Source organism: Nocardia sp. NPDC058658 (genome assembly GCF_042716665.1).
Lineage (GTDB): Bacteria > Actinomycetota > Actinomycetes > Mycobacteriales > Mycobacteriaceae > Nocardia.
In genome coordinates, this window is record NZ_JBHXRR010000001.1 from 346,455 (window position 1) to 361,637 (window position 15,183).

Below are 15,183 nucleotides of genomic sequence, written 5' to 3' on the forward strand. Positions count from 1 at the left end.
CAGGGCTCACAATCGTGCGCTCACCTGTCCGGCCGCGGCCGCGAAGGCCCACTCGTAGCTGCCGTGGGCGGTCGGGAAGATTCCGCCCGCGCACACCGGATCGCCTGCGGCGCAATAGTTTGCGGTGCGGTCGGCGTAGAGGTGGGTGACTGTGCCGCCGATCAGGCGCATGGGGTCGCCGAACAGGAGGACCGCGACGACGCGGGAGGACAGTTCGGGGGGTAGTACCCACGCACCGGGGACTGCCGCGGAGCCGAGGACGGCGTGGGTGACCACCGCGCCCTGGGAGTAGCCGACGAGGACGAAGCGTTGGTCGGGGCAGGCCGCCGCCTGGTTGATCAGGTGGGCGGTCATTGCCCGGGTGCCGTCGCTGAATGTACTGGGAACGAGGAGGTCGGCGGGGTATTCCACGCGGTGGGCGGTGGTGTCCACCGGTAGTTGGGCGCTCAGAACCGCGTAGAGCGGGTCGCCGACTGCAGCTCCCAGATAGCCGGGTTCTACTGTGCCGCGGGCGATGACGACGTCGATCGTGGCGCAATCCTGCGCCCACGCTGTCATTCCGGGGGACATCGCTGTCCCGATTCCCGCAGCCAGTAGCAACACCGACAGCGCTCGCGCTGTGTGCCTTGCGACGATACGAACTACCTTCCGATAGGTCATGACGACCACCTACCCTTCTCACGCCGTTGTGAGGAATAGAGAAAGAGCGATTCGCCTCCTGCCCAATGACATTCGGCGTGCTCAATGGTGGAATACCCGCTGACCTACCTACACATGGCGCGAACTCGGCATCGGCTGCGCCACGGTTACATCTCGGATCGCCTGCGGCACACCAGGCCCCGCGCTGATCTCAGTGCTTCTTGGACTTCTTCTTGTATTTGGGCTTGTCGTGATCGGGCTCCCATTCGTAGCCCGGCACATTGCGTTCGCAGTAGGAGTCGGCAACGTGGACATCGCCCAGGTCGCGCTCGCACCAGCGCGACTTCGAGCAGGAGGTGGCGCCGAGGCCGGCTACCACGGCGAGCGTGAGGACGGCGGCGCCGGTACGGGTTCGGACGTTCATGAGCGTGTCGAGCCTTTCATCGAATGAAATATCGCTGGTCAGGGCGTTTTCCAGGACTTGGCCCCGCCCGCCGACGAACCAATGCTACGTTCCGTGGCATGTCGAGCACAGCGCCTGAGCCCACCGAAGATTTCACTCCCGACGCGATTGTCGTCGGGGCCGGACTGGCGGGCCTGGTCGCCGCGCACGAACTTGTCCTCGCCGGCCGCAAGGTGCTGGTGCTCGATCAGGAGAATCGCGCCAACCTCGGCGGGCAGGCGTTCTGGTCGCTGGGCGGGCTGTTCTTGGTCGACAGCCCGGAGCAGCGTCGGCTGAAGATCAAGGACTCCTACGAACTGGCGCTACAGGATTGGCTGGGTTCGGCCGGGTTCGATCGCGAGGACGAGGACCGGATGGGCCGCGAGTGGGCGCGGGCCTACGTGCGGTTCGCGACCGACGAGAAGCGAGATTACCTGCACGCCTTGGGTTTGCGCTTCACCCCACTGGTCGGCTGGGCCGAGCGCGGCGGGGGCATGGCCGACGGCCACGGCAACTCGGTGCCCCGGTTCCACCTCACCTGGGGCACCGGCCCCGAAGTACTGCGTGTGTTCCTCGAGCCGGTCCTGGCGGGTGAGGCAAAAGGGAAGGTCCGCTTCGCTTTCCGTCATCGCGTCGATGAACTGATCGTCGACGACGGTGCCGTCACCGGCGTGCGCGGCAGCGTCCTCGCACCGTCGGACACCGACCGCGGCCAGGCATCGAACCGGGATGTGGTGGGCGAGTTCACCTTCCGGGCGCCCGCGGTGCTCGTGAGTTCGGGGGGTATCGGTCACGCCCACGACATCATCCGCCGCAACTGGCCCACCGAACGGCTCGGCCCGTGCCCGGAGACGATGATCTCCGGCGTCCCCGCCTATGTGGACGGCCGGATGCTCGGCATCTCCGAGGAGGCCGGCGCCGCGCTGGTCAACCGCGACCGGATGTGGCACTACACCGAGGGCATCAACAACTGGGACCCGATCTGGCCCGATCACGCCATCCGCATCATCCCCGGCCCGTCGTCGCTGTGGTTCGACGCCTGCGGAAAGCGCATGCCCGCACCGTGTTTCCCCGGCTTCGACACCAACGAGACCATGCGGCAGATCCTGTCGACCGGCTACGACTACTCCTGGTTCGTGCTGAACCAGTCGATCATCGAGAAGGAATTCGCCCTGTCGGGTTCGGAACAGAACCCCGACATCACCGGCAAGGACCTGAAACTCACGGCTCGCAGCAGGCTCGCCAAGGGTGCGCCGGGCCCGGTGGAGGCGTTCAAGAAGCACGGTGTCGATTTCGTGGTCGCCGAATCACTGGCCGAGCTCGTGGACGGCATGAACGAGCTCGCCCGCGGACCGAAGCTGGACGTGGCCACCCTCGAACACCAGATCGTGGCCAGGGACCGCGAGGTCGCCAACTCCTACGCCAAGGACGCGCAGGTGGTCGCGATCAACAGCGCCCGCAAGTACCTCGGCGACAAGGTCCGTGTCGTCAAACCGCACCGCATCCTCGACCCGTCCCACGGCCCGCTCATCGCAGTGCGCCTCAATGTGCTCACCCGCAAGACTCTCGGCGGCCTGCAGACCGACCTCGATTCCCAGGTGCTGCGCCCGGACGGCGCGGTGTTCCCCGGCCTGTACGCCGCCGGTGAGGTCGCCGGGTTCGGCGGTGGCGGCGTGCACGGTTACAACGCGCTGGAAGGGACATTCCTCGGCGGGTGCATCTTCTCGGGCCGGGCTGCCGGAAGGGCGATCGCGAAGACCACCTAGTGCGGGTGCCGAGGTGCCAGGGTGCGCGATGCCTCCTTGGCCACCTCGGCGAGCGCGCGGGCCAGGCGCGCGGTGTCGAGTGCGGTGCGCTCACCCCTGACCGTGCCAGACAGCGAGATCGCGGCCACCGCGACACCGCGGCCACGGATCGGCACCGCCACACAGCCGACGCCGGGCAACGACTCCTCGGTATCGACGGCCACACCCTGACGGTTGCGGATGCGCGCGAGTTCGCGGAGCAGTTCGGCGCGGTCGACGATCGTGCGCGCGGTCCGTGCGACGGCGTTGCCGCGCAGCGAGGCCTCCGCGATCCCGGGTTCCAGCGTGGCCAACAGCGCCTTGCCGACCGCGGTCGTGTGCGCGGGCAGCCTGCCGCCGACGCGGGTCGGAATCACCATCCGACCACGACCACCCGACCGGTCGAGGAACAACACCTCGCGCCCGTCCAGCACCGCGAGGTGGCCCACCATTCCGGTGCGCTGACTGAGTTCGTAGAGCAACGGCCCCACCACCTCGCGCAGCTCGTTCTGCTCGGCCGCGAGCCCGCCGAGTTCGAGCACCCGCAGCCCGAGCCGGTAGCCGCCCGGGGTGTGCGCGAGCCAGCGCAACCGGATCATCTGGTCGAGGATGCGGTGCACGGTCGAGCGCGGCAGCCCGGTGCGTTCGGCGAGCCCCAGCAGTGTCAGCGTGGGAGTGGCGGCGTCGAACGCGTCCAGGATGAGCGTCATCCGCTCGATCATCGACGTCGGCGGCGCACCGGTCGCCTGGCCCGATCCGGTCCACAGATCCTCCGGCGCCGGCTCGGTCACGATCTCGACCGTCATTGATCCAACCTCCACAGTGTGTAGCGGTAACAGACTAGAGCCGTCAGCTCCGCTTACGCACTATTTCGCCAGGAACTCAGACCGTCGCCGGGGTGACGGGGGTCACCGGCAGTGGGCGGCGCACGATCGGCGCGAGGGTTGCCGCGATCTCCCCGACGGCTTTCGACGGCGCGCAGGAGGGGTCGGTGTGGACGAACGGCGCACCCTCGTCACCTGCCGCGCAGACCGTCGGGTCGAACGGGATCCGGCCGATGACGGGGCAGTGGGTGTCGAGCAGGCCGCTCAGCGCACGGCTCACCGCGGTGGCCCCGCCCGCGCCGAAGGGAGTGTGGCGGGTGCCGTCGGGTGTGTCGTACCAGGACATGTTCTCGATGATGCCTGCCACTCGCTGACCGGTCTGCGCGGCGACTGCGCCCGCACGTTCGGCGATGCGGGCCGCGGTGCGTTGCGGGGTGGTGACGACGAGAAGCTTAGCGGCGGGCAGCAATTGAGCCAGCGAGATCGCGATGTCGCCGGTGCCGGGCGGCATGTCGATCAGCAGGATGTCGAGCTCGCCCCAGTACACGTCGTTGACGAACTGCTGTAGCGCGCGGTGCAGCATGGGACCGCGCCAGACGACGGGGGCGTTGTCGTCGACGAACATGCCGATCGAGATGACACGCACCCCGAAGGCCGTGGGCGGCATCATCATTCGCTCCACCAGGGTGGGCGTGGCGGTGATGCCGAGCATCGCGGGCACCGAGTGTCCGTGGACGTCGGCGTCCATGATGCCGACGCGCAGACCGCGCCGGGCCAGCGCCACCGCCAGATTGACGGTGACACTGGACTTTCCCACCCCGCCTTTGCCCGAGACCACGCAGTACACGCGGGTCGGCGAATCCAGTTGCGCGAGTGCCGATATCGTTTCCTCGGTTCCACGCAGCTGAATGCGAAGATCGCGGCGCTGGTCCTCGGTCATCACGCCGAAGTCGATATCGATCCCGGTGACGCCGGGCACCGCCGTCACGGCTTCGCGGATGTCGTTGCCGATCTCGGTCCGGAGTGGGCAGCCGGCGACGGTGAGCAGGATGCGCACGGTGACGGCGCCACGCTCGCCGATGTCGATGGTCTCGACCATGTTCAATTCGGTGATGGGGCGGCCGATTTCGGGATCGTCGACACCGGCGAGCGCGGTTCTGATCTGCGGTTCGGTCGGGAATTCCATGAGCTGTTCCTCACTGAGCCAGGCTGGCATGCAGCATGTCCGCGCGTGCGACGACCTTGATCCGCTCGCGTCCTTCGGGCTCGCCCAGTGCCCGTTCGTGGGCGTCGAGGCGGTACCAGCCTTCCCAGGTCGTGAACGGAATATCTGCGGCGACCAGATGATCGATCACCGCATCGGGGTCGGGTCGCGGCGCTGGTGTCAAGAGCGCACGATCGGCGAGCAGGCAGGCGACGGTTTCGTTGGCGTCACCCTTGGTGTGGCCGATGAGGCCGACCGGGCCGCGCTTGATCCAGCCGGTCACGTAGACACCGGTCAGATACCGCGCGCTCCCCCGTGCGCCCGGGTCGATCAGCACGCGTCCCGACTCGTTGGGAATGGTGCCGGTGCGATCGTCGAACGGGATATCGGCGATGTTCTGCGAGAGGTAGCCAACCGCGCGGTACACAGCCTGGATGTCCCAGTCGGTGAAGTTGCCGGTGCCCTTGACGTTGCCGGTCCCGTCGAGTTGGGTGCGCTCGGTCCGCAGACCCACGACCTTGCCGTCTTCACCGAGGACCTCGGCGGGGGACTCGAAGAAGTGCAGGAACAGCTTGTGCGGGCGATCACCGTGATCGCGAATGGCCCACTGCTCCAAGGTGTTGGCGACCATGTCGACCTGCTTGGAGTTACGACGCGCGGCTTCGGAGCCTTCGTCGTAGTCGATGTCTTCGGGGTTGACGATGACCTCGATCGTCGGCGAGTGATCCAGCTCGCGCAGCTCCAAAGGCGTGAACTTCGCCTGTGCGGGGCCACGACGACCGAAGACATGGACCTCGAGAGCCTTGTTGGCTTTCAGGCCTTCGTAGACGTTCGGCGGGATCTCGGTCGTCAGCAGCTCGTCACCGGTCTTGGCCAACACCCGGGCGACGTCGAGGGCGACGTTGCCGACACCGAGGACGGCGACCTTCTCGGCCTCGAGGGGCCAGGAGCGGGGGACGTCGGGGTGGCCGTCGTACCAGGACACGAAGTCGGCGGCGCCGTAGGAACCGTCGAGGTCGATGCCGGGGATGGCCAGTGCGCGGTCGGCGTTGGCGCCGGTGGAGAAGATGACCGCGTCGTAGAACTGGCGCAGGTCGTCGAGGGTGATGTCGGTGCCGTAGTCGATGTTGCCGAGCAGGCGGACCTGGTCTTTGTCGAGGACCTTGTGCAGGGCGGTGATGATGCCCTTGATGCGCGGGTGGTCGGGGGCGACGCCGTAGCGGATCAGGCCGAAGGGCGCGGGCATGCGCTCGTAGAGGTCGATGCTCACGTCGGCATCGGACTTCATCAGGGCGTCGGCGGCGTAGATACCGGCCGGCCCCGCGCCCACGATCGCTACCCGCAGTGGACCTTTCATTTCTCGTATCCCGCGACGAACGGCGTGTCGACGCCGAGATCACCCACCACGCCCGCACCGCCCGGCGAACCCAATGCGGTGTCGCGGCCGGGCAGCGCCGTGTCGAAGAAGTCGGCGTTCGTGGCGACGAATCCTTCTTGGCCTGCCGGGATGTCGTCGTCGAGGTAGATCGCCTCGACCGGGCAGACCGGTTCGCACGCACCACAATCCACGCACTCGGTCGGATGGATGTAGGCCATCCGGTCGCCGGTGTATATGCAGTCGACAGGACATTCCTCCACGCAGGCGCGGTCCATGATGTCCACGCAGGCGGCTCCGATGACGAAGGTCATGAGGAGAGTTCCTTCTCGTTCGGCTCGCCGAGGGCGGCGAGGATTTCGTAACGCAGACGCGCGAATTCGGGTTCGAAGCGGGCACCCGGCGCACGCGGCGAGTCGATCTCGATGACGCGCTGGATCCGGGCGGGACGCGGAGTGAGCAGCACGATCCGGTCGGCCAAAAGCAGCGCCTCGTCGACATCGTGGGTCACGAACAGCACCGTGGTCTGACGTTGCTGCCACACCGAGATCAGCAGTCGTTGCATGTCAGCGCGGGTCTGGGCGTCGAGGGCGCCGAACGGTTCGTCCATCAGCAGTACGCGTGGTTGCGCGGCCAGCGTCCGGGCCAGCTGCACGCGCTGGCGCATCCCGCCCGACAGTGCGCCGGGCAGGTGATCGCCGAAGTCGGTGAGCCCGACCAGGTTCAGCAGTTCCTGCGCTTCGATGCGTCGGTTGCGCCGCGACACCCCGCGCAGTTTCAGCGCGAATTCGACATTGCGCCGGGCGGTGCGCCACGGCAGCAGCGCGTCCTCCTGGAACACCATCGAACAGTGTTGTTCCGAGGGTCCACCATCGACGGTGACCGTGCCCCCGATCGGTGGCAGTAGGCCGGCCATGGCACGCAGCACCGTCGATTTGCCGCAGCCCGACGGACCGAGCAGGACCACGATCTGGCCCGCGTCGATATCGAGATCCACTTCGGCGGCGAGACTTTCACCGTAGGCGATGCGCAAACCGCTCAGCCGCACCGCAGCGCCGGCGCTCATCGCTGTGCCCTCGGCAGCCACCGGTTCACCCGGCGCCCCGCCAGTTCGACCAGCCAGGCGGTGAACCAGCCGAGCAACCCGATGGTGAGCATCCCGACGATCACCCCCGGGTAGTCGAGGAGCCCGTAGGACTGCCAGGTGAAGTACCCGATGCCGAACTGGCCCGAGATCATCTCCGCGCTGATCACGCAGATCCAGGCCACGCCCATCGCCACCGACAGTCCCGAGAAGATGCCGGGTAGCGCACCAGGAAGGGCGATCTGGAACAGGATGTCGCGTCGCCGCGCACCGAGGGTGTGCGCTGCTTCCTCCCACACCTTGGGCAGGGCGTGCATGGCGTGGATGGTGCTCACCGCGACCGGGAAGAACGCGGCGAAGAAGGTGATGAAGACGATGCCCTGTTCACCGGTCGGGAACAACAGAATCGCCAGGGGCACCAGCGCGATCGCGGGGATCGGCCGGAACACCTCCAGAATCGGCCGCACGAGCGCGCTGACCACCGCTGAGCGCCCGACCGCCATGCCGATCAGCACCCCAGACACCGTGGCCAGGCCGAAGCCGATCAGGATGCGGCGGGTGCTGGAGAAGATGTCGCGGTAGTAGGTCGACGCGCCCAGCTGCGTGCGGAACGACTCGAAGACCTGTGCGGGCGTAGGGATCTTGTCGAAACGCAACCAGAACACGACCTGATTGGTGGTGAGCAGATACCAGGCCAGCAGCAACGCCGCCAGCGGCACCGCGGTCAGGACCGCTTTGCGCGCCTTCGGGGGCACTGTGAATCGGGTGGGTGAATTCGGCTGCGGGATAGTGCTTTCGGGCGCCGCGATGGGTGCGGCGAGGGTTTTGACGGAAACGGTCATGGTGAGCCTCCTGGTCTCACGTGACGGATCTAGCGGGCCTTCAGTGCTGCCTGGTAATCGATCACCGTGACGCCCGGATGGGCGGCGGCGTACTGCTGTGCGGCGGCGCTGGTCGCGAAGGGCAGCAGCCGATCGTCGGGGCCGGCGGCGGGATCGCTGACCCAGCTCGCGGTCGCGGCGAACAGGCGGGTGCCGGTGGTGTGGTCGGGGACGTAGGCGGCGCGCACGGTGGTGCCGGTGGCCGCGATCTGCCGCAGCAGACAGGTCGGGGTCTTGGCAACCGTGGTCTTCGGGGTGTCGGCGAACCACACCTCCGAAGCGGTGGCGAGGCCGTCGACCGCTCCCCCACAGGTGGTATCGGTGCCGGTCAGTGGCGCGGGGGCGGCCACCGATGCGCTGGCGGCGTCGTACTCGGCGCCGTAGACGGTGCGCAGGTACCGGTCGTCGACGAACTCGCCGAGGTTCAGATCAGAGAGCGCGCCGAGGCTTTTCAGGAACGGCAACAGCTTGCCGAGCGCTTCCACCTGTTGCGATTTGATCGTGGGATCGAAACTCACCAGGCCGTTCGGGCCGTTGTAGAGGTACACGACCTCGGCGGGCAACCCGGTGATCTCGGCGACGCGCTGCGCGGCTTCGAGGGGGTTCTGGTTCAGGTAGTCGGTGGTCTTGCGAACCGCGCGCAGAAACGCGGTGACGACATCGGAGTTCTCGGTGCCGAAGCGTTCGCTCGCGACCACCGCGTGGAAGGTCGGAATCCCGGCGCTGCCACCGTCGTAGAGCAGTTTGGCCTTGCCGTCGTAGACGAGTTTCTGTGGCCACGGCACGAACTGGGCCAGCGCGGCCACCTGATCACCCTGCAGGGCCGAGGCGCCGACAGCGGGATCCTGACCGAGCAGTTTCACATCCTCGAGGGTCATCCCGGCGGCCGAGAGCCCGGTGGCGAGCATGCCGTGCGCGGCCGACCCGACACTGGTCGAGACGATCTCACCGCGCAGATCCGCGATCGTGGTCGCCTTCGAATCCGTCGGCACCACAATCTGATTCAGTGAGCCGCGCAGGTTGTAGCCGGTGACGGCGATCAGTTCGGACTTCACGTCGGCGTGATCGCGGGTCTTGGAGCCGTTGACCAGGACCGGCGCGTCGCCCATCGAACCGATGTCGACCTGACCGGCCAGCATCTGCGCGGTCAGCGGCGGGCCGGCGGCGAAGTCCTTCCACTCCACCTTGTAGGTGAGGCCCTTCGACTTGCCGAGTTCGGCGAGTTCGGCCTCGAAGGTGCCGCGATCGCGCAGCAGGGTGCCCGCCGTGACGGTGTTGATGGTCTTGGACTGGTAGCCGATGTTCACGGTGACGGTCTTGCCGTCGTCGCCGGCGCCGCAGCCGGTGGCCAGGGAAGCGACGGCGGCAGCGCCGAGCAGCAGCGCGGGAATTCGGATGCTCATGATCGGCTCTCTCAACGCAACAGGAACGGGATGTTCACGGTGACGGCGCCGACCGGGCACCGCGCGGCACACGGCCCGCAGTACCAGCACTCGTCGACGTGCATGTAGGCCTTGCCCGAATCCGGGTGGATGGCAAGGGAATCGAGCGGGCACATGTCCACGCAGAGGGTGCAGCCGTCGATACATTTCGCCTCGTCGACCGAGACGGGGACGTCGAGGCGGGCATTGGCCTGGGCCATCAGAGTTCCTTTCCAGAGTTGGCGATGCCGATGCGGGCGAAGGCGCGGACGTCGGCGTCCGGGTCGTCGAGGGCCGCCTGCAGCGCCGAGGTGATGTCACGTCGCTCGGCGATCCGCTCGGCCAGTGCGCGCACTGCGGCCTTGCGGACGTCGAGGTTGGGATCGGAGACCGCCGACAGCAGCGGTGCCGCGGCGAGTTCGGGGTCGGCGGCGGCCAGGGCGATCGCCGCCGCCTGCCGGACCTGCCAGGCGGGGTCGGTCATGGCGGCGGTGGCTGTGGCGGCGGCTTGTTCGTCGCAACCGGTGCCTGCCAGGCTCGACAGCGCCGCGGCCCGCACGAGCGGTTGCGGGTCGGCGGCCAAGGCGAGCAGTGTCACCGCGCCGCGTGGATCACCTACCGCCGCAATCCCTTTCGCGACGCCGATGCGCACGTTCTGGTCTTCGTCGCTGGCGGCGAGGGCGAGTTCGTCGAGGGCGTCGACCGAGGTGAGGCCGCCGACGACCGTGCGCCGCACGGCCACATTCGGATCCGAGAGCCATTCCCGGAGCTCGTCGGCGGTGACCCTGCGGTGTCGCCAGAGCGCCTCGATGGCGGCCGAACGCACGGCCGGTTCCGGTGCGGTGACGCAATCGCGCAGGGCCGCATCGAATTCCGGCCCCGGCACGAGAACTTCGAGGAGTTCGGTGAGCAGACCGATGGCGGCGTGGCGCACGTCGACATCGGGGTCGGCGAGGGCGGCGGCGAAGATCGGTGCCGCTTCGGCCCAGGCGTCGGTGGTCTCACTCAGCACCGACAGCGCGGTGCGGCGAACCTCCGCGTCCGGGTCGGTGAGGAACGGGGTCAGCTCGTCGAGTTCCGGGCATTCGTCGGCGAGATCGAGCAGGGCCAGCAGTCGCGCGCTCATCGGGCACCCCACGCGCCGACGAGTTCGGGGGCGGCGACATCGGCGACACCGTCGGGCCGGACGAAGCCCGGAACCGGCACGATGTAGGGCGCGACCGGGCGGGTCTTGAACTCCATCGCACCACTCGCACCGCGATAGAGATTGAGATGACAGAACCACTCGGCGTCATTGCTGGCAGGCCAGTCCGCGCGCTGATGGTAAAGGCCCCAACGACTTTCGGTCCGGCGCAACGATGCCCGCGCCGCCATTTCGGCGCAGTCGCGGATGAAGGTCACCTCCGCGCAGCGCATCAGTTCGTGCGGTGTCCGGGCGCCCATCGCGGCGATGTCGGAGTTCATCCGTTCGAAGGCCTCGACACCGAGGGTCAGATACGACTGCGCCTTGGGCGGCTGGAGGTAGTCGTTGACGAAGCGGCGCAGCTTGTATTCGACCTGCGGTTGCGGTGGGCCGTCGGGGTTGCGTAGCGGGCGGTAGATCAGTTCGTGGGCGGCTTCGATCTGGTCGGCGGGCAGCTCCGGATGCGCTGCGCCACGGGCGAATACGCTGGCGTGCTCCCCGGCGATGTCGCCGTAGACGAAGGCGCCGATCATGTAGTTGTGCGGGACGAGCGCCATGTCGCCCGCCGCGTAGAGGCCGGGCACGGTGGTGGCGGCGTGTTCGTCGACCCACACACCCGATGCGGAATGTCCACTGCACAAACCGATCTCGGAGATGTGCATCTCGATGTCGCTGGTGCGGTAGTCGGTGCCACGGCCTTCGTGGAAGGTGCCGCGGGTGGGACGTTCGGTGGTGTGCAGGATGCCTTCGATCTCGCGGATCGTGGCGTCGGGCAGGTGGCTCAGTTTCAGGTAGATCGGGCCGCGGGCGCTGTCGAGTTCGCGTTTGACCTCGGCCATCATCTGCCCGGACCAGTAGTCGCAGTCGACGAAACGGTTACCTTCAGAGTTGACCTGATAGCCGCCGAAGGGGTTGGCCACGTACGCGCAGGCGGGGCCGTTGTAGTCCTTGATCAGCGGGTTGATCTGGAAGCACTCGATACCCGAGAGTTCCGCGCCCGCGTGGTAGGCCATGGCGTAGCCGTCGCCGGCGTTGGTGGGGTTCTCGTAGGTGCCGTAGAGGTAGCCCGAGGCGGGCAGGCCGAGCCGGCCACACGCACCCGCCGCCAGGATCACCGCGCCCGCCGAGATGGTGACGAATTCGCCGGTGCGCGTGTCGAATCCGACCGCGCCGACCGCACGGCCGTCGACGGTGAGCACCCGCACGGGCATCACCCGGTTGCTGATGGTCACCTTGGATCGGACGTCGCGGGCGCGCAGGGTGCGGTAGAGCACCTTCTTCACGTCGCGACCCTCTGGCATCGGCAGGACGTAGGAGCCGGAGCGGTGCACCTTGCGGACCGCGTACTCACCGTGCTCGTCCTTCTCGAACTTCACGCCGTAGTTCTCGAGTCGCTGCACCATCTCGAAACCCCTGGTGGCGGTTTCGTAGACGGTGCGCTGGTTGACGATGCCGTCGTTGGCGACGGTGATGTCGGCGACGTAGTCCTCGGGGCTGGCCTTGCCGGGAACGACGGCGTTGTTCACGCCGTCCATGCCCATCGCGAGCGCACCGGAGTGCCGGACGTGCGCCTTTTCGAGGAGCAGCACGTTGGCGCCGTGGCGGGCGGCGGTGAGCGCGGCCATGGTGCCCGCGGTGCCGCCGCCGACGATCAGAACGTCGCAGACCATTTCTCGCCGGTCGGTCAGCGGTGGAATCTGCATGGGGATCAACTTCTTTCGTTGTTGTCGCGGGTGCGCCGCGGGGTCACCGGGACGCGATCCAGGCGCCCGGACAGGGAGAACCGGTCGCCGCGATAGCGGATGTACTCGAGATCGACGGGTCGACCGGAATCGGTGTAGGTGAGCCGTTCCAGGAACAGCAGCGGGGAGCCCGCGCGGACCTGCAGCAGACCGGCGACGGTGGGGTCGGCGGCGACCGCCTCGATCGCGACGGCGGCCGAACCGAGCGGCAGGCCGAGTTCGGCTTCCAGCAGGCCGAACACGTCGCAACCGGTGAGGTCCTTGTCCAGGAGCGGGATGCCGACGTCGGCGGTGAGGTAGCTGGCGTCGAGGGAAAGCGGCGCGCCGTCGAGGTAGCGCACACGTTCGAGCGCGACAACCGGATCGCCGGGCTGGAGCTCGAGCCGTTCGGCGACCGGCGGGGTGGCGGGCACGACCTCGGCGAGCAGGACCTGGTTCACCACCCGGTCGCTGCTGGTCTCGAAGGTTTCCGCGAGGCCACGCAGCCGGTCGAGGCCCTGCACCGCCTTGTCGGCGACGACGAAGGTGCCCGCGCCGGGGACACGGTCGATCAGGCCCTCGTCGCGCAGCAGGGTGAGCGCGTCGCGGACGATATTGCGGCTGGTGGCGAAGTCGGCGGCGAGCAGGGCTTCGGCGGGCAGTGCGCGGGTGCCGTAGACGCCGCTGCGGATGCGAGCGCGCAGGATGTCGCGGATACGCCGGGCCGGTGCGCTGCGTCTGCCCGAACCCGGATCGGGAGGCCGAGGCCTGGCCGAGGAGGCTGGAGTGGCTGTCATGGGGCAAATGCTGCGAACGTCGCGTTACAAGGGACGTTTCGGGCAATTACCGGATGGTTACGCCAGTTCTCAGCTTTGCGTCGAGCCTTCTACCTGCGACGATGCCTGGTTGTCGGCGAGTCCCACCACCGCTGCGCGGGTGATTTCGAGGCGCGCGGCCCGGTCGACGAGCAGTTCGCCCGGCCCCGAGGGCGGGGTGTTGCGCCGCCAGATCGCGCGAAATTTGCGGGTCAGCCGGGCGGCGTCGGCGCAGGGAACTTCCACCAGGGTGCCGGTGACGAGATCAGGTGCGGCGATCAAACGGCTCAGGACCGCGGGGGCCATGCCGGTTCTGGCGGCTGCCACGATCGCGCCGGTGGAGCCGAGTTCGGCGGCCGGTCCGGTGGGTGGGGCAGCAGTGGCAAGGAGGTCCCAGACGGTGTCGCGGGTGCCCGAACCTGGTTCGCGCCACAGCAGGGCCGTGCCTGCGAGTTCTTCGAGCGTGACCGAAGACTTCCGTTGCGCCCATGGATGATTCGGCGCCACGACTACGACGAGATCATCGGCACCCAATACTCGGCTGCCGAGTCCGGCCGGTGGATGTGGACCCTCCACGAAGCCCAGATCGGCGGTGCCGTCGCGCACGAGACCGGCGACCTGCGTGGAGTTCTCGACTTCGAGGGCGATCACCACTTCGGGGTGGTCGGTGCGCAGGGCGGCGAGCCAATGCGGAATGCGGTGGTCGGCAATGGTTTTGGAGGCGGCGATGCGCAGGCGCGGCGCCTGGGCGGCGCGGAGCCGGGCGACGTCGTCGACGAGGTCTTTGACGGCGGCGAGGACGGTGCGTGCGTGGGCGATCACCGCGCGGCCGGCGTCGGTGAGTTCGGAGCCGGTAGGTCCGCGATCGAGCAGCTTCACGTGCATGCGGCGTTCGAGTGCGCTGATCCGCATGCTCGCGGCGGGCTGGCTGACCCCGTGTCGACGGGCGGCGGCGCCGAGACTGCCCAGCTCGGCCACCGACACGAGCAGGTCGAGGACCTCCAGGTCGGGTGTTCCGGGCGGCAGGGTCATGCGCTGATTATGGGTGATGGATCGGATCGAGCATCGTCGGTGCGGGGGTGGCGGATCTTTTTGGCGACGCTGTAGAGGGCGAACACCGGTTTGAGCGCCAGCCATTCGCCGCAGCGGTAGTCCTGGCCGCGCACCAGCCGGACGGCCAGTTCCGGGCTCTGCTCGGCGAGATATTGCCGGGCCTTCTCGGCGTGCGTCGGCAAGGAAACTATCTTGATGCGGTCGACGTCCTTCAGGAACGGGATCGCGAAAGCGATGTTCTCCCAGGTGGATCTGCTCGACTCCTCGAGTACGAGTTCACCGACGTAGCCACAGGTTTCCCTCGCATAGCGTGCCATCAGCGCCGCCTCGGTCTGCGGGCCCGCGCACGCACCGCCGCACAGGACGAGGCGGGTTTCGGGTGCCGCGGGGTCTACTGATCGCAGCCCGGCGCGCACCCGCCACCGGTTCATGGCGTTGGCGCGCGGCCCCGCATTGCGATATCCCAGGACGACGATTGCCTCCGAGCCGACCGCCCCCGGCCCTACGAACCTTCGGGAGGCTCGCCAATTCGCCCATTCGCCCCACATCAGGACGCCGAGACCGGCGGCGATGGTGAGCCGAGTCCGTTTCCGCACCTCCCCAGGAAACCACGGATCCGCGCACCTTTCCCACCGGATTCCGATCGTCGCCCCGGACTCACACCGGCGTAATCACGCAAAACGGCCGCTCAAAATCGGAAAACTGATTATTGATGCACGAATTGCGCGATTACGCCGGATGCATATCAACAGCGACT

14 protein-coding genes and 1 pseudogene are annotated in these 15,183 nt (G+C 67.8%); 1 reads left to right on the forward strand and 14 read right to left on the reverse strand.

Annotated features, from left to right (window positions below; genetic code table 11):
• Nucleotides 1-6: 6 nt before the first annotated feature.
• Complete coding sequence (locus tag ACFWUP_RS01610) at nucleotides 7-660, reverse strand: cutinase family protein (RefSeq protein ID WP_379229708.1); 654 nt, start codon at nucleotides 658-660, stop codon at nucleotides 7-9.
• Nucleotides 661-850: 190 nt separating this feature from the next.
• Nucleotides 851-1,063, reverse strand: a complete 213-nt coding sequence (locus tag ACFWUP_RS01615; protein WP_379229709.1) for a hypothetical protein — start codon at nucleotides 1,061-1,063, stop codon at nucleotides 851-853.
• Nucleotides 1,064-1,161: 98 nt separating this feature from the next.
• Here ACFWUP_RS01615 and ACFWUP_RS01620 point away from each other — a divergent pair, with 98 nt between their 5' ends.
• Nucleotides 1,162-2,847: an FAD-binding dehydrogenase gene (locus tag ACFWUP_RS01620; RefSeq protein WP_379229710.1), complete on the forward strand. Its 1,686-nt coding sequence runs from the start codon at nucleotides 1,162-1,164 to the stop codon at nucleotides 2,845-2,847.
• Here ACFWUP_RS01620 and ACFWUP_RS01625 read toward each other — a convergent pair.
• The 12 genes and pseudogenes from ACFWUP_RS01625 to ACFWUP_RS01680 form a co-directional block, all read right to left on the reverse strand.
• Complete coding sequence (locus ACFWUP_RS01625) at nucleotides 2,844-3,671, reverse strand: IclR family transcriptional regulator (protein ID WP_379229711.1); 828 nt, start codon at nucleotides 3,669-3,671, stop codon at nucleotides 2,844-2,846. The two genes, ACFWUP_RS01620 and ACFWUP_RS01625, sit on opposite strands and share 4 nt — an antisense overlap.
• 76 nt (nucleotides 3,672-3,747) lie before the next feature.
• Nucleotides 3,748-4,875, reverse strand: coding sequence for an Mrp/NBP35 family ATP-binding protein (locus tag ACFWUP_RS01630; protein ID WP_379229712.1), 1,128 nt, complete (start codon nucleotides 4,873-4,875; stop codon nucleotides 3,748-3,750).
• Between the two features lie 10 nt (nucleotides 4,876-4,885).
• Nucleotides 4,886-6,250, reverse strand: a complete 1,365-nt coding sequence (locus ACFWUP_RS01635; RefSeq protein ID WP_379229713.1) for an FAD-dependent oxidoreductase — start codon at nucleotides 6,248-6,250, stop codon at nucleotides 4,886-4,888.
• Nucleotides 6,247-6,582, reverse strand: coding sequence for a ferredoxin (gene fdxA, locus ACFWUP_RS01640; protein WP_379229714.1), 336 nt, complete (start codon nucleotides 6,580-6,582; stop codon nucleotides 6,247-6,249). The genes ACFWUP_RS01635 and fdxA overlap by 4 nt, the downstream gene beginning before the upstream one ends.
• On the reverse strand, nucleotides 6,579-7,334 hold the full coding sequence (locus ACFWUP_RS01645) for an ABC transporter ATP-binding protein (RefSeq protein ID WP_379229715.1): 756 nt from the start codon (nucleotides 7,332-7,334) through the stop codon (nucleotides 6,579-6,581). The genes fdxA and ACFWUP_RS01645 overlap by 4 nt, the downstream gene beginning before the upstream one ends.
• The gene (locus tag ACFWUP_RS01650) at nucleotides 7,331-8,194 is read right to left on the reverse strand and encodes an ABC transporter permease (RefSeq protein ID WP_379229716.1); all 864 of its coding nucleotides are present in this window, start codon (nucleotides 8,192-8,194) and stop codon (nucleotides 7,331-7,333) included. Before ACFWUP_RS01650 ends, ACFWUP_RS01645 begins: the two co-directional genes overlap by 4 nt.
• Nucleotides 8,195-8,223: 29 nt before the next feature.
• Nucleotides 8,224-9,636 carry an ABC transporter substrate-binding protein gene (locus tag ACFWUP_RS01655; protein WP_379229717.1) on the reverse strand — a complete coding sequence of 471 codons (1,413 nt, stop codon included), beginning with the start codon at nucleotides 9,634-9,636 and terminating at the stop codon, nucleotides 8,224-8,226.
• 11 nt (nucleotides 9,637-9,647) lie between these two features.
• A complete protein-coding gene (locus ACFWUP_RS01660; RefSeq protein ID WP_378989996.1) occupies nucleotides 9,648-9,875 on the reverse strand; it encodes a ferredoxin family protein in 228 nt (75 codons plus the stop codon).
• Nucleotides 9,875-12,540, reverse strand: a pseudogene (locus ACFWUP_RS01665) (fumarate reductase/succinate dehydrogenase flavoprotein subunit). Before ACFWUP_RS01665 ends, ACFWUP_RS01660 begins: the two are co-directional and overlap by 1 nt.
• A 5-nt stretch (nucleotides 12,541-12,545) precedes the next feature.
• Nucleotides 12,546-13,355 carry a GntR family transcriptional regulator gene (locus ACFWUP_RS01670; protein WP_379229718.1) on the reverse strand — a complete coding sequence of 270 codons (810 nt, stop codon included), beginning with the start codon at nucleotides 13,353-13,355 and terminating at the stop codon, nucleotides 12,546-12,548.
• A 69-nt stretch (nucleotides 13,356-13,424) separates the two neighbouring features.
• Entirely contained in the window at nucleotides 13,425-14,405 is a 981-nt protein-coding gene (locus tag ACFWUP_RS01675) for a LysR family transcriptional regulator (protein WP_379229719.1), read from the reverse strand.
• Complete coding sequence (locus ACFWUP_RS01680) at nucleotides 14,402-15,022, reverse strand: YdcF family protein (protein WP_379229720.1); 621 nt, start codon at nucleotides 15,020-15,022, stop codon at nucleotides 14,402-14,404. Before ACFWUP_RS01680 ends, ACFWUP_RS01675 begins: the two co-directional genes overlap by 4 nt.
• Nucleotides 15,023-15,183: the final 161 nt, after the last annotated feature.

Coding starts and splice junctions, on each gene's coding strand:
- ACFWUP_RS01610 (WP_379229708.1), bottom strand. CDS start 660: ATGACCTATCGGAAGGTAGTTCGTATCGTCGCAAGGCACACAGCGCGA.
- ACFWUP_RS01615 (WP_379229709.1), bottom strand. CDS start 1,063: ATGAACGTCCGAACCCGTACCGGCGCCGCCGTCCTCACGCTCGCCGTG.
- ACFWUP_RS01620 (WP_379229710.1), top strand. CDS start 1,162: ATGTCGAGCACAGCGCCTGAGCCCACCGAAGATTTCACTCCCGACGCG.
- ACFWUP_RS01625 (WP_379229711.1), bottom strand. CDS start 3,671: ATGACGGTCGAGATCGTGACCGAGCCGGCGCCGGAGGATCTGTGGACC.
- ACFWUP_RS01630 (WP_379229712.1), bottom strand. CDS start 4,875: ATGGAATTCCCGACCGAACCGCAGATCAGAACCGCGCTCGCCGGTGTC.
- ACFWUP_RS01635 (WP_379229713.1), bottom strand. CDS start 6,250: ATGAAAGGTCCACTGCGGGTAGCGATCGTGGGCGCGGGGCCGGCCGGT.
- fdxA (WP_379229714.1), bottom strand. CDS start 6,582: ATGACCTTCGTCATCGGAGCCGCCTGCGTGGACATCATGGACCGCGCC.
- ACFWUP_RS01645 (WP_379229715.1), bottom strand. CDS start 7,334: ATGAGCGCCGGCGCTGCGGTGCGGCTGAGCGGTTTGCGCATCGCCTAC.
- ACFWUP_RS01650 (WP_379229716.1), bottom strand. CDS start 8,194: ATGACCGTTTCCGTCAAAACCCTCGCCGCACCCATCGCGGCGCCCGAA.
- ACFWUP_RS01655 (WP_379229717.1), bottom strand. CDS start 9,636: ATGAGCATCCGAATTCCCGCGCTGCTGCTCGGCGCTGCCGCCGTCGCT.
- ACFWUP_RS01660 (WP_378989996.1), bottom strand. CDS start 9,875: ATGGCCCAGGCCAATGCCCGCCTCGACGTCCCCGTCTCGGTCGACGAG.
- ACFWUP_RS01670 (WP_379229718.1), bottom strand. CDS start 13,355: ATGACAGCCACTCCAGCCTCCTCGGCCAGGCCTCGGCCTCCCGATCCG.
- ACFWUP_RS01675 (WP_379229719.1), bottom strand. CDS start 14,405: ATGACCCTGCCGCCCGGAACACCCGACCTGGAGGTCCTCGACCTGCTC.